Raw genomic sequence first — 20754 nt, 5'->3', positions numbered from 1 at the left:
GGGCTATTACATTTTCTTTACCCGAAAGCCTATAAAAGAATAATGCCCTCTTTTATACCGCAACCGCTTTTTTTCGTTTATTTAAGCGGTGCTATGGAAGTGGTTTTAGGAATTGGACTTCTGTTTGACCTTACCCAAGAGATTTCCATTTATCTCATCATTGCAATGCTTGTGGCCTTTCTTCCTGTGCATTTCAATATGCTCAACAATCAGAGGGCTTCATTTGGTTTGCCCAGATGGGTTTTATTGATTCGGATTCCCCTCCAATTGGCTTTAATGTATTGGGCCTATTCGTATTTGTAAATTTTCTACCTCTTTTTGCATAGGTGGTTTTTAAGGCTTTTTTACAGCAAAAACTGTGGGACTTTTCGGATAAATTATTAACTTTTGGTAAAAATCCATGCATGGAAATCAACTACAATATCATATCCATAATTGATATTTTTGGTTGTCTGCAAGGTATCATCCTTGGTTCCCTCCTTTTGTACACCAATCGTAAAGAAAATAAGTCCACACTTTTTTTGGGTCTTTTTGTACTTACCTATGCTTATAGCTTTATCCCCATTATTCTGGAGGATATGAATCTAATAAGCCAAATGCCTCAACTGGAAGTACTGCCAAGACCTGGAGAATGGTTGTTAGCCTCCCTCTTCTTCGTGTATATTCAAAAAATCTCTATTTTTTCAAATCGGAAAATTGCCTATTGGTGTCTCTATCCAGGACTATTGGCCCTATTGTTTCAGGTTGTCGTTTTCTTCTTGCCATTATCTACCAAAATGCAATGGGTCAACTCAAACTGGTACAGCCCGTTCTTCTTGGTAGCATTGATCTATTCAACCGGGATTCTGTTGTACATGTGGCGGTTCATTCAAGAACATTCCAAGGAGGTTGTCAATCAGTACACTTTGGTCGAGCACAAAGAGCTACGATGGGTTAAGCGTTTTGTCTTTTTTGGTTTTGTACTATTCCTTCTGCATTTCATCCGCTACTTTACTGAGGATTCCATGGGCTATCGCATTTTGTATGCCTCTTATAACGTGTTTATGTTGTACTGGGCATCCATTCATGGCATTCTGCAGCGCAACATAGTTTCGGCCATTCCGGAAGAAAAGTCCATGGCACCTACTAAAATTCAAAATCTAAGATCAAATCCAATTGATTCTATTCCTATTTCGGAACTAAAAAAATTGGTGAAACAAATAGATGCTTATGTTGAAGGGTCAAAGGTTTTTGAGGATAAGAATCTTACCATTATGGGGCTGGCCGATGCACTCAAATTGCATCCGCGAAAAATTTCCAACGCTATCAACCAGGTGTATCATGAAAACTTTAATGCCTATATCAATCGCTATCGTGTTGGAAGGGCCGAGCAAATGTTAATAGATAAAAATTCGGCCAACCTTAGCATTGAAGGAATCGGAACAGAGGTCGGGTTTAACAGTAAAAGCGCATTCTATAATGCTTTTAAAAAAGAAACCGGGGTAACCCCAAAAACGTACAAGACCACGATTCCCAACTAATCGCCCCTGTTCTACACAACATTACCTCAACATATTACACGAAATTTAACCAAGTACTCCCATTTTGTCTACAAAACGGAAATCAATACGCCTTAAGCAAGTCCCTTTTTGGTGATGGCATTTCATTTTTAGAAAATTTGCAGCCGCAAAAAACAAAGAATGGATTTCAGCAAATACATCTGTTGGTTGTGCCTCGTATTGATTTGGGCCTGTTTTGTTATCTGGGAAATGCAGGTACAACAATGGATTACCATCAATCCGGTAATTGTTGTACGTTATGACCTCATGCTTTTGCCCCTATTGGTGGTCATCTCTTTTTATGTGCTTTACATCACCCTGAAAAAGTAGAATACCAAATGAAATGCGTCCAGTTGAACCCAGAGGGTAATTTTGACCTTTGGGATATCGAAAAAATTCGGGAATTACAGGACGAGGAAAGTTTAAAGGATTCCGTAGGGCATCAGTTACTCCACGAAAACGAAACCTCCCGATTGTGGAAGCTTTCGCTATGGCCCAACCAGCGAATTCCCTTTCGCAAGCATCGGTATCCCTGCAGTGTGGTTTGCCTAACTTCGGGACTGGCCATTTCACGATATAGCAATGGTAAAATCGATTTGCTCCAGTTCGAAAAAGGGGACACCAAATATGTGGAGCATTGTGAGAACAATTACATTCATGACCTAGAGAATGTTGGAGAGCATATTTTGCATCTTTACATTCTAGAATTCCGACACCAAGAAGCTTTGGTGATTTAGGACATTTTTTTGTTAACGCCCTCAACTTTCAAACTGATTTTCTTTACCTTCAAGGTATGAAGGTAATCAGTACAAACGTAGCTCGACCCAAGAGCTTTTTATGGAATGGGGAGACCCACACAACAGGCATTTACAAAACCCCTGTCAACAAACCAATCAAACTTGAAAAAGAAAGCGTTGTTGATGACGTAATCGCCGACCGAAAAGTACATGGCGGCATTTTTAAGGCTTGTTATCTTTTTTCAGCTGACCACTACCCCTATTGGAAAAAGAAGTATCCCAATCTAGATTGGGACTGGGGCATGTTTGGCGAAAATCTCACCGTCAAGGGTTTGAATGAAAGTGAACTTCGCATTGGAAACATTTATCGATTGGGCACTGCGCTGGTACAAATTACCCAACCTCGGGAGCCTTGCTACAAATTGGGAGTGAAATTTGGTACACAGGAAATCCTAAGGCAGTTTATCGAACACGGACATCCCGGAACCTACGTACGAATTTTGGAAGTGGGTGAAGTATCTGTCGGTGATACCCTAGAGTTAGTAGAGGAATCATCAACTTCCCTTACTACAAAAGGATTTTATGAGCTGCTTTTTGCTCGAAAAAAGGACCCAAAGCTTTTACAACTTGCTATAGAAAATGAGGCTTTGCCTGTCGGTAAAAGGGAAAGACTTAAAAAATTCGCATAAAAAAAGGCCCAAAAAAGGGCCTTCTCGAACTTAAATTAACTAAACAACTTATCGTACGCTTACCTTCTCTTTGTAGGTTCCGGAAGCATCTGCAACGATAACGGTATATTCGTCCTCGTAAGCTTTCTCGAAGTTAAAGGCCTTTTCAACTACAACCTCACCTTCGATTTTTTCACTGAATACCAATCTACCTTCGCTATCGTATACTTTGAGAGTAACATTTTCTTGGGAAAGGTTCAAAAGATTGATCAACAATGTATCTCCCTTCTTCACAAAAACAGGATCAAGCTCTACGGTTACAAGCTTTTTCTCTACCTCGCTTTTTGCTGGTCCATTGGCAAATCCTACCGCTCCTGCAAATAGAACTGCTGCTACTGTAATAGTTTTTAAAACTGATTTCATAACGTATCGTTTTTAAGATTACAGGACAAAACTACACTGTGATCACTTCCCTAAATACCACCATTTTTTCCAATATCTATGGAAAATTACCCACCATGGAGTGTTAAGGAAACATTAAGGTTAAAATACCATAGATTTGTGGTAATTTTGCATAGAATCGGTATAAAAACCCACTATACCTTTACTATAGGAAAGGATATTATGATGACGAACAATCAAAAACCTACATTTGAAGCTATAGCCCCAAGTTTTGGGCATTCGTTCACCTATCAGAAGTTTAGTGAACACAAAGAAAACAAGAACAACGGCTGGCATTATCATCCTGAATTAGAGTTGGTTTACATCAATGGGGGATCAGGCAAAAGGCAAATTGGCAGCCATGTTTCCTATTTTAGGGAAGGTGATCTTATACTTATTGGTTCAAATCTTCCCCATTGCGGATTTACCGATAAACTGACCGGGAACAAGAGTGAGACTCTGGTGCAAATGAAATATGATTTCTTAGGAAGTGATTTTTTTGATATTCCGGAGATGAAAAACATTCAAAATCTTTTTGAAGTTGCCAAGGGCGGTATTGCCTTCTATGGCAAGACTAAAATGAAAGTGGGAGAAAAAATGGAAATTTTGGAGTACCAAACCGATTTTCAACGCTTACTTTCCATATTGAACATTTTGAATCAATTGGCCAACTCGGAAGAAATGAAAGTGCTCAATGCGGAAGGTTTTTCCATGGAGACCGAGGTAAAGGACAACGACCGAATAAACATCGTCTTTAACCATGTCAAAGCCAATTTTAAAGAAGATATCAGTCTTGATGAAATTGCAGATATGGTCAGTATGACGGTGCCCTCTTTCTGCAGATACTTTAAAAAGATTACCAATAAGACATTCACACAATTTGTTAACGAATACCGCTTGGTGCATGCCTCCAAACTGTTGGCAGAGCAACCGCTAAGCATTACCCAGGTATGCTACGAAAGTGGGTTTAACAATTTTTCTCACTTCAATAAGTCCTTTAAGGCATTCACAGGCCAAAATCCCTCGGAATACCGGAATCAATTAAAAACCGTGCTTCACTGATATGCAGCTTTTTTCGGAAAAAGTGAGGCTCGATTTGCCGGATAGTGATATTTGGTATTTTGCTAATTTTTTCGATTTCAAAAAAGCCGACGATTTCTTCGAAAGTTTGAGAAAGAATACACCTTGGCAGCAAGACGACATTAAAGTATTTGGTAAGGTGTATGCCCAGCCGCGATTGACAGCCCTATATGCTTCGAACAACAGGTCTTACTCCTATTCCAATATCACCATGCAGCCAAAACCGTTCACTTCGAATCTATTGGAAATAAAAACTGCCATTGAAGAAGAGACCGATACTCTTTTTACTACCTGTTTACTGAATCTTTATCGAGATGGGAAGGACAGTAACGGCTGGCATTCCGATGATGAAAAGGAATTGGGAACAAATCCGGTAATTGCTTCGGTTACTTTGGGCGAAGAGCGTAATTTTCATTTGAGGCATAAATCAGATAGAACCCTTAAGCATAAAATTCTTCTTCAACATGGAAGTCTGTTATTAATGAAGGGAGAAACACAGCATTTTTGGCAGCATCAAATTGCAAAGACTTCTAGAAATATTGGGGAGCGCATCAACCTTACCTTCCGCGTAATTCGCTAATTCGTATTTTTGCCCTGCATGAAAAAGAAATTTACCGAACGGGATTTGGACCGCATTATTGAAATGGCTTGGGAAGACCGTACCCCTTTTGAGGCCATCACCTACCAATTTGGAATCTCCGAACAAGAAACGATTGAAATCATGCGTCGCGAGATGAAACCCAGTAGTTTTAAAATGTGGCGAAAGCGGGTTCAGGGTAGAAGTACCAAACATCAAAAATTGAGGAGTGGTGAGGTCGACCGATTTAAATGCACTATGCAGCGGCAAATAACGGGCAACAAAATATCTAAAAGGTAATCCTATTTAAAGACGTCATTGAGCACCTGGGCCAAACGCAGACCTGCCTTTTGCAGCTGTTGAAACAATAGGTCATTATAATCGTAGGTATACCGATAGGCCAATTTCTCGCCGACTTTGGCCGAATCATAAATCTGAGCTGCAAGTTGATGGGATTCGTGCACCCAATCATAAATGGTACCTTCTTGAATCTTTTTTTTCTGTTTGCGTGGAACCCGGTCCAACTCGTCCGCCAGTTCAGTATAGGTCATGCCGTAGGATTCTATCAGATTCTTATCCCAAACACGGTGCAGGTTAGTACCTTCCCCAAACCATTGTAGTTGAATATCATTGCCACCGCGGTCATCCCCCCTACCCGCATGCATGGGCTGATGCAAATCTCCAACAAAGTGTACCAGTAGTTTCAAATAAAAAACCCTGTCTTCCCTACTGCTATTTTCATCTTTAATAATCCGAATACATTCTTCAATGGCCATCACTACATCACCATACTCACTTTTTTCAGAATCCTCATAACGTACATCCAAAGGGTAATTCACAAAATGCCATGCAAAAAATCGGGAGTTGGACCTATCTGCCTTGATTTCATCTGCGAAAGTGGATACAAAGGCCAAACTGTGGCCATCCAAAAGGTCATTCAAAGCACGCTTCGCTTTTGGAGTTAGATGATTCTCGGCAATCGCGCCGGTCACACGATGGCCCGTTTTGCCCCAGAAATTCGCCGAAACCAGGTAGGGTAACAAAAAGAGGAAGATGCAGAGATTTTTCATGATTGATGAATTTCGCCAAAAATAGGAAATGAAGGCGTTTATTAGGTATGGTTAAGGTTAAAAACGCCATGAAATTCCAAAGCTTCAATTCTTACATTGGAAAATCCAATCACATTTGGCATTTTTTTAACTATGCTTCCCCTTAAATTTGGGCGACTAATTCAAATTAACTGATGTCAAAACGCTATTTTATAGTTTTTTGGGTATTCTTACCACTCATACTTTCCGCACAAAACACACCAAAACAATTTACCGTAAAATTCATCGACCAGCCTATTAAAATTGATGCTGTTTTGGATGAATCCGTTTGGGAAATTGCCGAAAGTGCCCATAAGTTTCAACAGTATTTTCCTTCTGATTCCATTTTGGCGGAGCAGCAAACAGACATAAAAATGCTGTACAGTGCCACAACGCTCTATATTGGAATTAAGGTCAACACAGAAGGGGATGACTACGTGATACCCTCACTTCAGCGTGATTTTAGAGCCGGGGGCAATGATAACATCAGTTTGCTTTTTGACACTTTCAATGACGGCACCAATGCCTTTTTGTTCGGAATGAATCCATACGGGGTCCGCAGGGAAGCATTGATTTCAAATGGGGGAACAACATTGAGTGGTTTTACCACGTCTTGGGATGTAAAATGGCGTGGCGAGTCCAAAATTTACGATGGGTATTATGTATGTGAAATGGCCATTCCCCTTACTTCGTTCAAGTTTAAGCAGGGAGAGACCAAATGGCGATTCAACAGCTACCGTTTCGATATGCAGACCAACGAGACAAGCACATGGGCTGAAATCCCACAAAATCAATTTGTTTTCAATCTTGCTTTCATGGGCGATATGGTGTTCGAAAAACCCTTGGGAAGATCACGGACGCCATTGGCCATAATTCCTTATGTCAATGGAATTTCCTTAAAGGATTTTGAAAATGATGAAAGCACCAATGATTTTAGTTTTGGAGCAGATGCCAAAGTGGCGATTGGAAACGGAATGAACCTGGACATCACCGTGAATCCAGATTTTTCAAACGTGGAGGTAGATAACTTTTTCACCAATCTTACACGATTTGAAGTCAACCTACCCGAAAGGAGACAGTTTTTTATTGACAACGTGGACTTATTTGGGACCTTCGGAAACGAACGTGACTCCAACCCCTTCTTTTCCCGAAGAATTGGTATTGCCGATGATATTAACGACGACACCATTGAAAACGGAATCATTGGAGGTATTCGTCTAAGTGGAAAACTCAATGAAGATTGGCGGCTGGGTTTGTTAAATATTCAAACAGAAGAAGATGTTCCCAACGAGATACCTAGTAATAACAACACGGTTTTTGCCCTTCAAAAAAAGATGTTCTCGCGATCCAACCTTAGCTTCATTTTTGTGAACCGCCAAACCTTTAAAGACTATGACTTCTTAGATCAGACCGATCGTTATAACCGTGTGGTGGGACTGGATTACAATCTTGCCTCCTCGGACAACACATGGGTGGGAAAGTTTTTCTTCCACAAGTCTTTTGCCCGCGATATCGGAGATGATGACAGCGCTGGGGGCGTTGATTTGCGGTATAACTCGAGAAATGTAAATTTTGGTGTGCGCGGAAACTTTGTAGGGGAAGATTATCGGGCCGATCTTGGTTTTGTAAGAAGAAAGGATATCGTCGCGGCACGGCCTTTTGTTGAGTACACCTTTTGGCCAAAAAAGGGAAAAATCAATTCGCATGGTTTTCGATTTAGTCCAAATGCCATTTGGAGACCTAATTTGGATTATCAGAATACCGACTATACCATCTTTTGGAGATGGGGCGCCCAATTCAAGACCCAAGAAGAAATTTCGGCACGGATGTTCAACAGGTTTACCTTTCTTACGGACCCCTTTGATCCCACAGGAACGGATGGAGCGATTGAGTTGCCTGCAGACCAAGGGTACTATTACACTAGCTACGAGGTTGAATTTCAAAGCGACCGTCGAAAAGTGTTTTCTTATTCCTTGGAACCAGGCTATGGGGATTTTTTCAACGGTAACCGGTTTTCATTCGAAGGAAACATGAGCTTGCGTTTGCAACCCAAAGTTTTTCTTTCTTTGGATGTGGTTTACGATAATATCAACCTTCCCGACCCCTTTCCCAGTGCTGATATCTGGTTGGTAAGCCCACGAATCAATGTAACATTCAGTAAATCCATTTTCTGGTCCAACCTAGTTCAATATAGCAATCAAAGAGATAATTTGGGCTTCAATTCAAGGCTGCAATGGCGTTTTGCTCCCTTGTCTGACCTGTTCATTGTTTACAACGACAACTACTTTGTAAACAGTTTCATGCCCAGAAGCCGCTCTATCAACCTTAAATTCACCTATTGGCTCAACATTTAAAGCAGTTTAAAATAGTCTGCTCTGACCTGGATGGCACCCTGCTTTCCACTAAAAATGATGTATCTGATTTTACGGTTTCAATAATCCAACAAATTAAGGACAAGGTCATGATTATTCTGGTTTCGGCGCGTATGCCCAAATCCATTCAATACCTACAACAACGAATGGGCATTGAAAACCATCCTACTATTTGCTATAATGGAGCCTTAATTCAACATGAAGGAAAAACGCTCTACTCTGAAACCATTTCTGGTGAAACCTTGAAGGGAATTGCGGAAATCTCAAAATCAATGGGAATAAAACTCGGTCTTTATAGTGATGATGATTGGTTTGTAAGCGAGACGTCCGAACGCGTACAAAAGGAAATATTCAATACCAAGACCTACCCCATTTTTGAAAACACAGAGGTAACCCTAAGTCGTTGGACTTCCAAAAAAAAAGGTGCCCATAAAATTATGTTGATGGGTCAGGAGGAAGTTCTAGATCGTGTATTTTCAGAATTAGAAACCAAGTTTGCCAATCAAGTCCATTCCTATCGTTCAAGCGACACCATTATTGAGATGAGCCCAAAAAAGGCCTCAAAACTATCTGCAATCACGTCTTTGCTGGCTCCGAATGAAACTTTGGACGATATTTTGGCTTTTGGAGATAACTACAACGATATTGAAATGATTCAAAAAGTTGGTTTCGGAGTGGCTGTTGGCAATGCACGCAATGAAGTTAAAGCGGTCGCCGACGCTGTAACCTATGCCAATACGGAGGATGGAGTTGCAAAATTCCTCCACGACCGATTATGATTTTTCTATATTTGGTAAACTAGTAGCCAAATACTATGAACCAACTTCCCTTTACTGAAGATACTGTCATCTTTGGACTTCTTTGCCTTTGTTTAGGATTCGTTTTTTATACCTCTTCCATCAAAACAGGTTTTTGGAAAAAGTTTTATGCCATTGTACCTACCGTTTTAATGTGTTACCTCTTGCCAGCGATTTTGGCAAGCCTCGGAATCGTTAAGGAAGAGGCGTCCAACACCTATTACATTGCCAGTAGATATCTTTTACCGGCAGCTTTGATTTTGATGACCCTGAGTATCGATCTAAAGGCGATATTCAATTTGGGCTCAAAGGCCTTGATCATGTTTTTGACGGGTACTGCTGGAATTATTATTGGAGGTCCCGTTGCCATATTGATTGTATCCATTTTTTCACCCGAAACGGTTGGCGGAGCTGGGTTTGATGCCGTTTGGCGCGGTTTGGCGACGATAGCTGGAAGTTGGATCGGTGGTGGGGCAAATCAGGCCGCCATGCTGGAGGTATTTCAGTACAATCCTGAAAAGTTTGGAGGAATGGTACTGATAGATATTGTTGTAGCAAATCTGTGGATGGCCATTATCCTCCTTGGCATCGGAAGATCAAAGCGAATTGATGGCTGGTTGAAAGCAGATACCTCATCCATCGAAGCACTTAAAGAAAAAGTTACGGAACATACCAAAAAAATAGCTAGGATAACCAGTTTGCATGACTTTATGATGATGACCTTCTATGCTTTTGCCGGGGTGGGTATTGCCCATCTCTTGGGCCACCATTTTGCTGATTTTTTGGAGGCCAATTTTGAGGTCATTCGCAACAAGGAAAAAATCCTGTCCTCACTAGGGTCCAAGTTTTTGTGGATGGTCGTTTTTGCAACCTGTATTGGTATAGGGCTTTCTTTCACCAAAGCGAAAAACTACGAAGGGGCCGGAGCAAGTAAAATTGGAGGTGTTTTTATCTACATTTTGGTAGCCACAATAGGTATGAAAATGGATTTAGGACGTGTATTGGAAAATCCAGGGCTCATTGCCATTGGCCTAATTTGGATTTCATTTCACGCAGGTCTTCTCATTTTGGTGGCTAAACTCATAAAGGCACCCTATTTTTTTCTCGCAGTGGGGAGCCAGGCCAATGTAGGTGGGGCGGCTTCTGCTCCCGTGGTTGCAGCTGAATTCCACCCCTCGTTGACCTCAGTGGGTATCTTGTTGGCGGTTTTTGGTTATGTTGTGGGTACGGCCGGAGCCTATATCTGTGCCCTGCTCATGGAAGTGGCATCTCAAGTATAGCCAAGTGTAAGATTCAAGTTCAAACGAATCTCCCAATTCATCAATTCATATCCTGTATTCCTAAATTCCTGCACTAAGACAGGCTAAATTCCCTCTACCTTAAACATGCAAACCTTTTTGGCCCAATCCATTGGAATTGCGGTCATGCCTTAAAGAAGTAGCATGAAAGGCCTCAAAATTTGTCTTGAAAAGAACCAAACTTTTTACACGCTCGCGATTTCCGCCGTAATCGCACTGGTTGCCTCTTATTCCAACCATTTCACAAATTCGTTTCATTTTGATGACTTTCACACCATTGTAAACAATACGGCTATAAGGCAGTTTCAGGTGCTGGATTTTTTTAGTAACCCCGAAACTTTTAGCTCCTTAAGCACAAACCGGAGTTATCGACCCTTGACCACTTTGGAAAATTCTTTGGACTATGCCATTGGGGGTCTTTATACCGCTCCTTATCACACCCATATATTTCTCATGTTTCTTGGGGTTTGCTTCTTAGTGTTTCTGATGGTTAATCGTATGCTTCATGATAAGCATAAGCCCAATAGAAATCGATATCTGGCATTGTTATGTGCGTCGGCTTTTGGATTCAATTGTGTGAATGCCGAAACTGTTAATTACATCATACAAAGAGCTGAAATAACTGCAACATTTTTCATCCTCCTAGCTTTTTTTGTCTTTCTAAATTCCAAATACTGGAGAAGGAAAGGACTCTATTTACTATTTGTACTTTTTGGTTTTCTATCAAAAGAAATAGCCTTTGTTTTTGCTCCACTGCTGTTTTTGTATGTCCTCCTTTTGGAAGAACAGGCCTATCTTCTTGAATTCTATAGAAGAAAAGAGATTCAGAAATGCTTAAATGCCCTTAGGAAAACCTGGCCGGCAGTTGCTCTTACCTTTTTATATCTATTGTTCTATTTCCAAATGCTTCCAGACACGTTTTCTCCCGGGAATATTAGCAGATATAACTACATCATTACACAGCCTTTTGTTTTTGGCCATTATGTATTGACCTATTTTATTCCATATAATCTTTCCGCTGACACCGATTGGATGCCTTTCCAGTCAGTTTTGGATTATCGAGCCATTATAGGAATCATAGTTTTCTTGTTTTTTCTTTTTATTGCCCTAAGGGCTTCCAAACAAAAGGAAACGCGCATAGTGTCCTTCGGAATGCTTTGGTTTATTATTGGCCTGTTGCCAACATCCTCTTTTGTCCCTTTTGCCGAAGTTTTAAATGATCATAGAACCTTTTTACCCTATATCGGATTAACCATTGCAGTGGTGTTTGGAATACGCTTTTTATGGGAGAGACACCTCCCAAAAACCTTATACCAACACAAATTGAAGACCTTCGCTTCCTTTTTTCTTATCGTTTTCTTTGGACTTCACTTCTATGGTATCACACAACGAAATAGCGTATGGAAAAATGAACTTTCCCTATGGGAAGATGTGGTGAAAAAGTGCCCAGAAAATGGTAGGGGGCATATGAACTATGGAGTAGCCCTTTTAGGGTCTGGAGATTATCAAAAAGCAAAAAACTGTTTTGAAAAAGCCTTGACACTTCTTCCGAGCTATTCCAACATCCATATAAACCTTGGAATCGCTAAAGAACATCTCAGTGATTTGGCAGGTGCCGAAAGAAGCTTTAAGAAAGGACTCGCCTTAAATCCCAATCAACATACCTCTCTTTACTTCTATGGCCGATTTCTTAAACAACAACAACGATTCGAAGAAGCTCGAAAGTGTCTAAAAAAGGCCTCCGTATTAGCTCCGTCTTTTCAACATTCATCGAACCTATTGCTGGAGGTTTACCATGAAATCAAAAATTGGCATGCGTTGGTTGAGCTTTCAAGCAAACGACTTTCAGCCCAAAAAAACGACGGATTAGCTCAAAAATATCTTGATATAGGTCTTAACAAGAAACCTTTACTTCAAGTTTTACAAGAAGAACTTTCCCAGTCGCCATCAGCAGAAAATCACTTAAAGGTAAGTGAGGTCTATTATCGCCAAAACCGTTTTGCCCAGTCCTTGCATCATGCCAAAAAAACTCTCGAAATCAAACATCATTTTCCCTCTGCCCTAAATCAGATGGGCCTCGCCTATTTTAAATTAGGAAATAGGCGAATGGCCCTAATGGCCTTTCAGCAGGCCTTGACCCAAAATCCTGATTTAATAAATGCAAGAAACTACGTAGCCATAATAAAAGGTGAAAAAAAGACACACCTTGTTCAAAACAAACTCGCCACCACCGCCCAAATAGAACCATAGGTTGATAACCCAAAAAGCCATTGATATGCCAACAGCCAATACTTTAATAAAACGTAATCCAAGATTGACCCTTTCCGAAAAGGCAAACATGGAAAAGAACATGAAGGCCAAACTGTTATACGAAAATAGCTTGGGAATCATCATTCCCTATTACAATGCATCAAAGGAAATTGTTAAGGTAGTAGCAAAAATACCAAGCTATATAGATGCTGTAATTATTGTTGATGATGATAGCAAGGAAATATTACCCAAAAAGGAAATATCCAAAGCACTCAACGACCACACTACCTGCCATTTTCTAAAGAATGAAAAGAACCTGGGGGTAGGTGGTGCGACCAAAAAAGGCTTTGTTTTTGCCATTACTAAAAAAATTGATTTCCTCATAAAGGTTGACGCCGACAACCAAATGGACCTAAACTATCTTCCCCAACTTCTGGAACCCTTGGTCACCAATCAGACTCTAGTGAGCAAAGGGAATCGATTTAGGGATTTTAGAGCGCTCCAAAAAATGCCCGTGCCCCGCAAAATGGGAAATCTCATCCTCTCCTTTTTGGTGAAGCTTGCTACCGGGTATTGGCATAATTTCGACCCTACAAATGGTTTTGTTGCCTGCAACTCCTTAGTTCTTAAAAATATGGACCTAAATAAGTTATCTGACCGCTATTTTTTTGAAACTTCCATGTTATCCCAGTTTTATTTTCAAAAAATTGCCATTAAGGATGTTGCCATGCCCGCTATTTACAGAAATGAAAAGTCAAACATGAATTTGTTCAAGATGGTTTTTGTGTTTTCCGGCAACTTAACCAAGACACTGGTAAAGCGAGTTCTAAAAGACTATTTTTTATATGATTTCAATGTAGCTTCCGTATATATCCTTTTTGGTCTCCCTCTGTTTCTATTTGGAATCATTTTCGGTTCGTATACTTGGGTTCATTACTCATTTTTAAAGGCCTTTGCACCTACAGGCACCATCATGATCATTACCTTGGCCTTAATATTGGGATTTCAACTGCTTCTTCAGGCCATGCAGTACGATATTTTTCATGCACCAAAAACGGATATCTAGATATCATCAAAGAACATATTTTGCCCATTTCTTGTGATAGAAAAGCACTATCTTATTTCAGCTAATTCAAGAAATATATAGATATTTGCCGCACAAAAATTTATGCATGAAACGCGTCTTTGTCATTTTATTTCTAGGTGCACTACTATTCTCCTGCCAAAAAGAAAGTGAACCCAATATGTTGATTTCAGGAACTATAAAAGGCTTGAAAAAAGGCACTTTGTACTTTCAAAAACCCATTGATTCCACATTGGTCAATATTGATTCCTTGGAAATCAAAGGTGATGGTAGTTTTTCTTTCGGGTACAATCTTGAAAGTCCAGAGATTTTCTATCTCTATTTGAAAAAGCAGGATAACAACGACATCAACGATAGAATCACTTTTTTTGGCGAAGAGGGTACCATAACCATAAATACTTCATGGAATACCTTTGATGTCGACCCCGAAATAAAGGGCTCACAGTCCCAAGAAAAGCTTTCTGAATTCACTGATATGCTTTCTCAATTCAACATCAAAGAGCTCCAATTAATGCAGCAAACTGCCGTCCCAGAAATCTCAAAAGATTCGACAAGTTTGGACTCTATTCAAAAGCTTATTGCTCAAAATATCGTAAACCGCTATAGGTACACGCTTAATTTTGGACTCAACAATGGAGACTCATACGTAACCCCCTATGCCATGTTAACTGAGGGCAGAGAGGCGAACCCAAAATATTTGGACTCCGTTTACGGCGCTTTATCCCAAAGGGTGCTGGAATCAAAATATGGTAAAGAATTCAAGGAATTCTTAGGAAAGTAAAACTAATCTGCAAGTTTGTTGAGTTCCTCCACCAATTCGGTGGCTTTGTTTTCGAGTTGAGTACGAATATCCTTAAAATGGGATTTTCTGTCCGTAACTTCCTTTTGATGTATTTGGGACATCAACTCATCAAAAACTGAAATGGCCCTATCAATAATTACACTGCCCTCTTCCGAGTTTTTATTGTTGGAGCCGGCCTCCCAAATGTAGACCGCTTCGATGATATCACCCAAAACAAAATTTACATCTTTTTTTAAGTCGCGAATACTAGCCATACTCCAGTTTTTTCAAATGTACTATTAAATGGTAACTTCTAAAAGCCTTGCCCCTTGGGTGTCAATCTCAACAAAGGTACTCAAAGCAGGCAATAAAATGGTCTCTCCCTTGGAAATCAACGTGGAACCAAAGTCGTTTCGCACTTCAGCCATTCCTTTTACACACATGAAAATCGTAAAGGAATCCCTCTCACTCAAATCAAGTTTCATCGAATAGGTCAATTCGAGAAAATCCGTTTTAAAGTAAGGACAATCAACCATGGTGTTGACCTCATCCACCTTTTTGGTATAGTTTACCTTGTAATCATCTTTCTTTTTGTAATCAATGGCATCCAACGCCAATTCGGTGTGCAACTCTCTAAGCTTACCTTTACTGTCCCTTCTATTGAAATCAAAAACTCGATAAGTAACGTCAGATGTTTGCTGGATTTCGGCCAGAAGAACCCCAGCTCCAATCGCATGTATTTTACCTGTATTTATAAAGAATGTGTCACCTTCAGCCACCTCTTCATAGTTCAACAGATCTAAAAGAGTGTCGTTTTCAAGACTCTTGGCGTATTCTTCCTTTTCCACATCCTTGTTGAAACCTACGATCAACTGGGAGCCTGGGTCTGCATCCATGATATACCACATTTCTGTTTTACCAAAACAATCGTGACGTTCCTTCGCCAAAGTATCATTCGGATGCAATTGAATGGACAGGTCTTTTTTGGCATCAATAAATTTGATAAGAATGGGAAACTCCATTCCAAAGCGATCCACAACACTTTTTCCAAGAAGGTCAGTACCCTGTTCTTGTATCAGTTCAACAAGCGAAATGCCTTTTAAACTCCCCTCCGAAACAACGGAAATATCACCTTCCACTCCAGATAACTCCCAACTTTCTCCTGTAATCCCACTTTCTATGGGTTTCCCAAGTACATCTTTGAGTTTGGTGCCGCCCCATAGGCGTTCTTTGAGAATAGGATCAAATTTAAGTGGGTATAACATATTAGCCAGAATAGGTTACAAAGTTGCGGGGAGTCTCATACAACACAATTTCCAATCGCTTGCTTTTGTCAATATGCTCCCGGAGTTTGTTCCAAATGACCACAGCGATATTTTCAGCAGTTGGATTTAGATTTTTGAACTCTTCAACATCCTCGTTAAGATTTTTGTGATCTAAGGCGTCTTCCACTTCGGACTTAATTAAGTCTTTGAGTACCTTCATGTCCATCACATATCCTGTTTCCTGGTCAATTTCTCCTTCAACACTTACAATCAAATCGTAATTGTGACCATGGTATTTTGGGTTATTGCACTTACCGAAAACGGATTCATTTTTTTCGAAACTCCAGTCAGGTCGATAAAGCCTATGAGCTGCATTAAAATGTGCCTTTCTACTAACCTTTACTTTCATAGCACAGATTTTTTTTCTTCGAAATAGTCATAAAAACGGTCAAAGATGATTTTGAACCACTCTGTGTATTTTTCGGGACTTTTTTGAATATCCTGTTTGATTGTTTCCGGATGCATCCATTTCCAATCGGCAACCTCCTCCACATTTATTTTAGGTTCACCCTCATAGTACCCCAACATCACATGATCTAATTCATGCTCAGTGAGGCCATTGTCAAACGGGGCCTTATAAATGAATGAAAATAGTTCCTTTAATTCTACGTCAAAGCCCATTTCCTCTTGTAGGCGACGTTTCCCGGCTTCAATATTACTCTCTCCTTCTCTTTGATGGCTACAACAAGTGTTGGTCCAAAGTAATGGCGAATGGTATTTATCCTTCGCACGTTGTTGGAGCATGATCTCACCATTTTGATTCAGTACAAATACGGAAAATGCCCTATGGAGCAAGGCTTTTTCATGCGCTTCCATTTTGGGCATTAAGCCAATGGGTTCATCATTCTCATTGACCAATATCACATTTTCTTCTTTCATTCTGTAAAAATAGGGCGTTTGTAGGAAAATGTTCGCATTCCCATTTTTAAAAACTTCTTAAGAAGAAATAATTTGAATTAGAAGAATCGTGGGGATTTCAAGTTCCCGATGTTTCTTATGAAATCATAGCGAACGATTACCTCAAATGAACCGTCGTTAAAGGTGGTTGCACCCAAGTCAGTGATTTCCCTATCGTAGGCCAGACCAATGAACATTTCATCGGAAACACGAAAACCAAACAGGCCGCTAAAGGCTGCATCCCAACGATAGGCCACTCCCCCAATAAACTTTTCATTGAACATAAAGTTGGCGGATAAATCTACCTGTAAAGGTGCTCCCTGAACCACCTTGGTCAAAACCGTAGGTTTAAATTTCAAAAAGGGGTTCAAATCCCAAACATAACCACCAATCAAATACCAGTTGATTTGTTCCTTGGCGGTGGAAATGGAGGACTCATCAAAATGTTCCGTCTCTAAAATACGAGGTGCTGAAAAACCCGCGTAAAAGCGTTCCGTATGATAGTAAATTCCTGCTCCAATATTTGGGGAAAATTGGTTTCTGATATCTTGTTGGGCTTGTAATTGCGGGTCAATTTCGAACTCATCCAATTCTGAGAAACGAATATCCAACATATGGGCGCTGGCTTTAAGTCCAAAACTTAGCCTTGCGTCAAATGAAGTTTGAATGGTATAAGAAAAATCTACATCAAAATACGTTTCGGATGTGGGTCCAATTTTGTCATTAACTATAGAAACTCCCAACCCTACTCCCCTATAGCCCAATGGAGTGTGAAGGTTTAGTGTTTGTGTCTCGGGAGCCCCGTCAAGCCCCAACCATTGGTTTCTGTATAAAGCAGCGACACTTAAGTGACCACGAGAACCGGCATACCCAGGATTAACACTTACCGTGTTGTACATGTACTGGGTGTATTGCGCATCTTGCTGGCCCCATAACATCGTACAGAAACAAAAAAAGAGGCTTATGGTAGGGAAAAGTGTTTTTATGTTCATTGTTCGTTCCACAGTAACATTTTTAGCGGTTGATGTATAGGTAACCTGAGAGTTGCTTCATACTTCCGTTCTGATCTTCGTAATCAACGATATAGAAGTAGGTACCCACTGGCAATTTATTGTCCTTGTCTACGGTTACCCTTCCTTCCGATGTACCATCGAAAACATTTCCCGAGGTGTTGTATGAGTTGGTCTGATAGACCATGACACCCCATCGGTTAAAAATCTTTACTGTGTTGTTTGGAAAATTCTCTATGTTGGTTATGGTCAGAACGTCATGAACGTTATCACCATTTGGCGTTATTACATTGATTACATCTGGTTGGTCTTCATCTGTTGGGCCCAAATCTGGATCTAGGTAATTTGGAATACCATCTTCATCCGAATCATCATTGGCATAGTTCCCATCCAAATCCAAATCCTCATCTGTTGTTGCAATACCATCGTCATCGTCATCAGTATCCCTATAATCGGCTTCACCATCAGAATCGGTGTCCATTAAATCCGCTGAAGGATCATCGATTTCATCATTTACATCAATATCAATGGCTGTGCCCCCTTCAAAAGCATCATCCAAGCCATCATTGTCCTTATCCGAACCTGTCAAGGTTACGTCAGCAATACCATCTTGATTATCATCATTGGCTTCGATAATATCAGGTACATTGTCACCATCACTGTCATCATCCACATAATCGGGAAGCCCGTCCACATCTGTATCAACGGGAATCAATCCTACAGATCCCGCATTTTCGTAAGCGTCATCTACTCCATTGCCATTTGCGTCCACTAGGCTAGGTGGAATATATCCCAAAGTAGGCTGGGCTTCAACGTTATCTGGAATACCGTCGTCATCGCTGTCAATATCTAGGTAATCCGGTATACCATCCGCATCGGTATCCGTCGGGTTGGTTGAAGGATCATTATCCGCATCCGCATTTAAATCTTCAAAACTATCAGGTATCCCATCATCGTCAGAATCGAGGTCAGCACCCGGAGGATTAACCATGATGGTTACTGTTGCTGTGCTACAGTTTCCTAAGTTATCGCATATAGTGTAATCAAATGAATCCGTCCCAGTAAATCCTGAAGTAGGTTGGTAGTTCAACACATCGTCCGAGGGGTCTGCGGGGGTTCCATTGTCCACCAATGAAATGTTTCCATCAGATGGTGTTGTAAATGTTAGAGTCCCTAGATTCGGTACATCATTATCATTGCCCAGCACATCAATGTCAACAGCGATATCTTCGAATGTCGCTACTGAATCGTCAAATGCATCTACGATAGGAAGTACATCGACAGTAACGGTAGCAGTGCTGCAGTCGCCCATTGAGTTGCACACAGTATAATCAAAAGTGTCCGGTCCGTTATAGTCCGGGTCTGGAGTATACGTTACAATATCGTCGGTTGGGTCATTTGGTGTTCCATTATTATTGATGGATACCGCACCGTTTGGTGGGTCTGTTGTGGTTAAGGTTCCCGTAGTAGGCAAACCTGTATCATTGTCATAAATGGGTACAACAACTGAACTATCTTCATCCACAGTTACCAAATCATCAACCAAGTTTGCTGCAGCGCTCATACAAACAACCGTAAACCTTGGTAAATCACTACTATTTCCAGCCTTTGTAATCGTTGCGATATACCTTTCTACTGTTGTGGTACTCGTTACCGTTGGCTGGGTTTGGTCACCCGCTAGGGCTGGACTCCAATTTATAGTGGCTCCGGAAGGAATACTTGCTGAAATATCTAAGGTAACTTGATTGTCAGGTGCTTGGCAATTTGTAAGTATAAAGTACCCAGTGGCGTTGGACCCACAGAGGGTACCATCATAGGTAGCAAAATAAACTCCAGGCTGCGTGGTTACATAAAAAGAATTGGTGCCTAGGACTGTTCCCAAATCGGAAGCCTCAAACCATTGATAATTTGATTCTCCACCGCCACTGGGAGCCTGAAGCAAAAATTGGGCACTAATTGTTTGTACACCAAAGAATGCCAAAAACAGGCACTTAAATAAAATTTTATGGATGGTACTTGTCTTCAATTTACCTTGCCTGATTAAATAATTATTTTACAACAAATACCACATTGATCAAAGAATTGTAATCTGCTGGAGTACCTACAATGTCGTACTGCATCTGGCCATTATCATCTATTGAATCAATATTGATAACCGATGTATCAACCAAGGTTACATAGTAATACAATTCCGTTCTGCCATAAGTGGGAATCAAAGCTGGTGCACTGGTACTTCTAGCAGCAGGACCTCCAAATTGGTCAATATATTCTTGATACAAATCAATAGTTACATTGTTTACAAGCGTTGATGCATCAATAGCTATGGATGGTGGATAAAAGATTCTTCCTGCTTTGGCAGTCACTTTGGTAATATCAGTCATAGCTTCGTCAACTGTCGTTTCGTCCGACCCATCACCGTCAACATCAATATCAGTCATTTCAAAAGATGCTCCACCATCAGCACCAACACTAAGTTCGTTGTTTGCATCAGTGCTCACTACATTGGCAGTTTCAGGAGTTCCTCCATCCTCATCGATATAACTAATTACACCTGTTGTGGTATTTTGAGATAAAGACGTTACTGTTTCATTAATGTCTACTGGGGTAATACCCGTTTCAGATACAGTTGCAATTCGATTACCTGCTACTGTATTTGTGATAGACACATCATCATCCGCTATCCCGTCAACGTAGTTCTTCGTCGCCGCGTCCTGTGCGTTGGTAGGGTCGGCCAGGTTCGTGATCGAGGCACCGCCCGCATCGTTCCCCTCGGTCAGCACCGCGTCCAAATCCTGGATCTCGTTGGTCGCC

General features: G+C 40.7%; 23 protein-coding genes. 14 read left to right on the top strand and 9 right to left on the bottom strand.

Annotation, left to right across the window (positions count from 1 at the left end):
• Positions 1-93: 93 nt before the first annotated feature.
• The 5 genes from EW142_RS16970 to EW142_RS16160 all read left to right on the top strand — a co-directional run bounded on the left by EW142_RS16970 (position 94) and on the right by EW142_RS16160 (position 2964).
• Positions 94-303 (top strand): DoxX family protein, encoded by a 210-nt coding sequence (locus tag EW142_RS16970; RefSeq protein ID WP_313790929.1) that lies wholly within the window; start codon positions 94-96, stop codon positions 301-303.
• A gap of 101 nt (positions 304-404) precedes the next feature.
• Positions 405-1520: a helix-turn-helix domain-containing protein gene (locus EW142_RS16175; RefSeq protein ID WP_130615825.1), complete on the top strand. Its 1116-nt coding sequence runs from the start codon at positions 405-407 to the stop codon at positions 1518-1520.
• Between the two features lie 159 nt (positions 1521-1679).
• Complete coding sequence (locus EW142_RS16170) at positions 1680-1868, top strand: hypothetical protein (RefSeq protein WP_130615823.1); 189 nt, start codon at positions 1680-1682, stop codon at positions 1866-1868.
• Positions 1869-1876: 8 nt separating this feature from the next.
• A complete protein-coding gene (locus tag EW142_RS16165) occupies positions 1877-2275 on the top strand; it encodes a hypothetical protein (protein ID WP_130615821.1) in 399 nt (132 codons plus the stop codon).
• Between the two features lie 56 nt (positions 2276-2331).
• A complete protein-coding gene (locus tag EW142_RS16160) occupies positions 2332-2964 on the top strand; it encodes an MOSC domain-containing protein (protein WP_130615819.1) in 633 nt (210 codons plus the stop codon).
• 48 nt (positions 2965-3012) lie between these two features.
• Here EW142_RS16160 and EW142_RS16155 read toward each other — a convergent pair whose 3' ends face one another.
• Positions 3013-3366: a hypothetical protein gene (locus EW142_RS16155; RefSeq protein WP_130615817.1), complete on the bottom strand. Its 354-nt coding sequence runs from the start codon at positions 3364-3366 to the stop codon at positions 3013-3015.
• 204 nt (positions 3367-3570) lie between these two features.
• Between EW142_RS16155 and EW142_RS16150 the strand changes: the two genes are divergently transcribed.
• From EW142_RS16150 to EW142_RS16140, 3 genes are read left to right on the top strand one after another with little or no spacing between them, the layout of a single operon-like run.
• Complete coding sequence (locus tag EW142_RS16150; RefSeq protein WP_417935795.1) at positions 3571-4446, top strand: AraC family transcriptional regulator; 876 nt, start codon at positions 3571-3573, stop codon at positions 4444-4446.
• A gap of 1 nt (position 4447) precedes the next feature.
• Complete coding sequence (locus EW142_RS16145; RefSeq protein WP_130615815.1) at positions 4448-5044, top strand: alpha-ketoglutarate-dependent dioxygenase AlkB family protein; 597 nt, start codon at positions 4448-4450, stop codon at positions 5042-5044.
• Positions 5045-5062: 18 nt separating this feature from the next.
• A complete protein-coding gene (locus EW142_RS16140) occupies positions 5063-5341 on the top strand; it encodes a TIGR03643 family protein (protein ID WP_130615813.1) in 279 nt (92 codons plus the stop codon).
• 2 nt (positions 5342-5343) lie between these two features.
• On the opposite strand, the gene EW142_RS16135 is transcribed toward EW142_RS16140, so the two are convergent.
• Positions 5344-6111 carry a S1/P1 nuclease gene (locus EW142_RS16135; RefSeq protein ID WP_130615811.1) on the bottom strand — a complete coding sequence of 256 codons (768 nt, stop codon included), beginning with the start codon at positions 6109-6111 and terminating at the stop codon, positions 5344-5346.
• 173 nt (positions 6112-6284) lie between these two features.
• Between EW142_RS16135 and EW142_RS16130 the strand changes: the two genes are divergently transcribed.
• From EW142_RS16130 to EW142_RS16105, 6 genes are all read left to right on the top strand, one after another.
• Positions 6285-8483, top strand: coding sequence for a DUF5916 domain-containing protein (locus EW142_RS16130; protein WP_130615809.1), 2199 nt, complete (start codon positions 6285-6287; stop codon positions 8481-8483).
• Positions 8468-9280, top strand: a complete 813-nt coding sequence (locus tag EW142_RS16125; RefSeq protein WP_130615807.1) for an HAD family hydrolase — start codon at positions 8468-8470, stop codon at positions 9278-9280. The genes EW142_RS16130 and EW142_RS16125 overlap by 16 nt, the downstream gene beginning before the upstream one ends.
• 35 nt (positions 9281-9315) lie before the next feature.
• Positions 9316-10578, top strand: coding sequence for a DUF819 family protein (locus tag EW142_RS16120; RefSeq protein WP_130615805.1), 1263 nt, complete (start codon positions 9316-9318; stop codon positions 10576-10578).
• A 162-nt stretch (positions 10579-10740) separates the two neighbouring features.
• Entirely contained in the window at positions 10741-12846 is a 2106-nt protein-coding gene (locus EW142_RS16115; RefSeq protein WP_130615803.1) for a tetratricopeptide repeat protein, read from the top strand.
• 25 nt (positions 12847-12871) lie between these two features.
• Positions 12872-13912 carry a glycosyltransferase family 2 protein gene (locus tag EW142_RS16110; RefSeq protein WP_130615801.1) on the top strand — a complete coding sequence of 347 codons (1041 nt, stop codon included), beginning with the start codon at positions 12872-12874 and terminating at the stop codon, positions 13910-13912.
• A gap of 106 nt (positions 13913-14018) precedes the next feature.
• Entirely contained in the window at positions 14019-14711 is a 693-nt protein-coding gene (locus EW142_RS16105) for a DUF4369 domain-containing protein (protein ID WP_130615799.1), read from the top strand.
• Between the two features lie 2 nt (positions 14712-14713).
• Here the strand turns inward: EW142_RS16105 and EW142_RS16100 are convergent, their stop codons facing one another.
• The 7 genes from EW142_RS16100 to EW142_RS16760 form a co-directional block, all read right to left on the bottom strand.
• The gene (locus tag EW142_RS16100) at positions 14714-14986 is read right to left on the bottom strand and encodes a hypothetical protein (protein WP_130615797.1); all 273 of its coding nucleotides are present in this window, start codon (positions 14984-14986) and stop codon (positions 14714-14716) included.
• 24 nt (positions 14987-15010) lie between these two features.
• A complete protein-coding gene (locus EW142_RS16095) occupies positions 15011-15976 on the bottom strand; it encodes a type I phosphomannose isomerase catalytic subunit (RefSeq protein ID WP_130615795.1) in 966 nt (321 codons plus the stop codon).
• Position 15977: 1 nt separating this feature from the next.
• Complete coding sequence (locus EW142_RS16090; protein ID WP_130615793.1) at positions 15978-16385, bottom strand: 6-pyruvoyl trahydropterin synthase family protein; 408 nt, start codon at positions 16383-16385, stop codon at positions 15978-15980.
• Positions 16382-16915 carry an isopentenyl-diphosphate Delta-isomerase gene (idi, locus tag EW142_RS16085; RefSeq protein ID WP_130615791.1) on the bottom strand — a complete coding sequence of 178 codons (534 nt, stop codon included), beginning with the start codon at positions 16913-16915 and terminating at the stop codon, positions 16382-16384. The genes EW142_RS16090 and idi overlap by 4 nt, the downstream gene beginning before the upstream one ends.
• A gap of 77 nt (positions 16916-16992) precedes the next feature.
• A complete protein-coding gene (locus EW142_RS16080) occupies positions 16993-17925 on the bottom strand; it encodes a PorP/SprF family type IX secretion system membrane protein (protein ID WP_130615969.1) in 933 nt (310 codons plus the stop codon).
• Between the two features lie 22 nt (positions 17926-17947).
• Positions 17948-19924 carry a T9SS type B sorting domain-containing protein gene (locus EW142_RS16075; protein ID WP_240740243.1) on the bottom strand — a complete coding sequence of 659 codons (1977 nt, stop codon included), beginning with the start codon at positions 19922-19924 and terminating at the stop codon, positions 17948-17950.
• Positions 19925-19991: 67 nt separating this feature from the next.
• A partial coding sequence (locus EW142_RS16760; protein ID WP_165395299.1) for a hypothetical protein occupies positions 19992-20754 on the bottom strand: 763 nt, incomplete at its 5' end.

Source organism: Flagellimonas allohymeniacidonis (assembly GCF_004296335.1).
Taxonomy (GTDB): domain Bacteria; phylum Bacteroidota; class Bacteroidia; order Flavobacteriales; family Flavobacteriaceae; genus Flagellimonas; species Flagellimonas allohymeniacidonis.
This window is presented reverse-complemented; position numbering and strand designations above follow the sequence as displayed.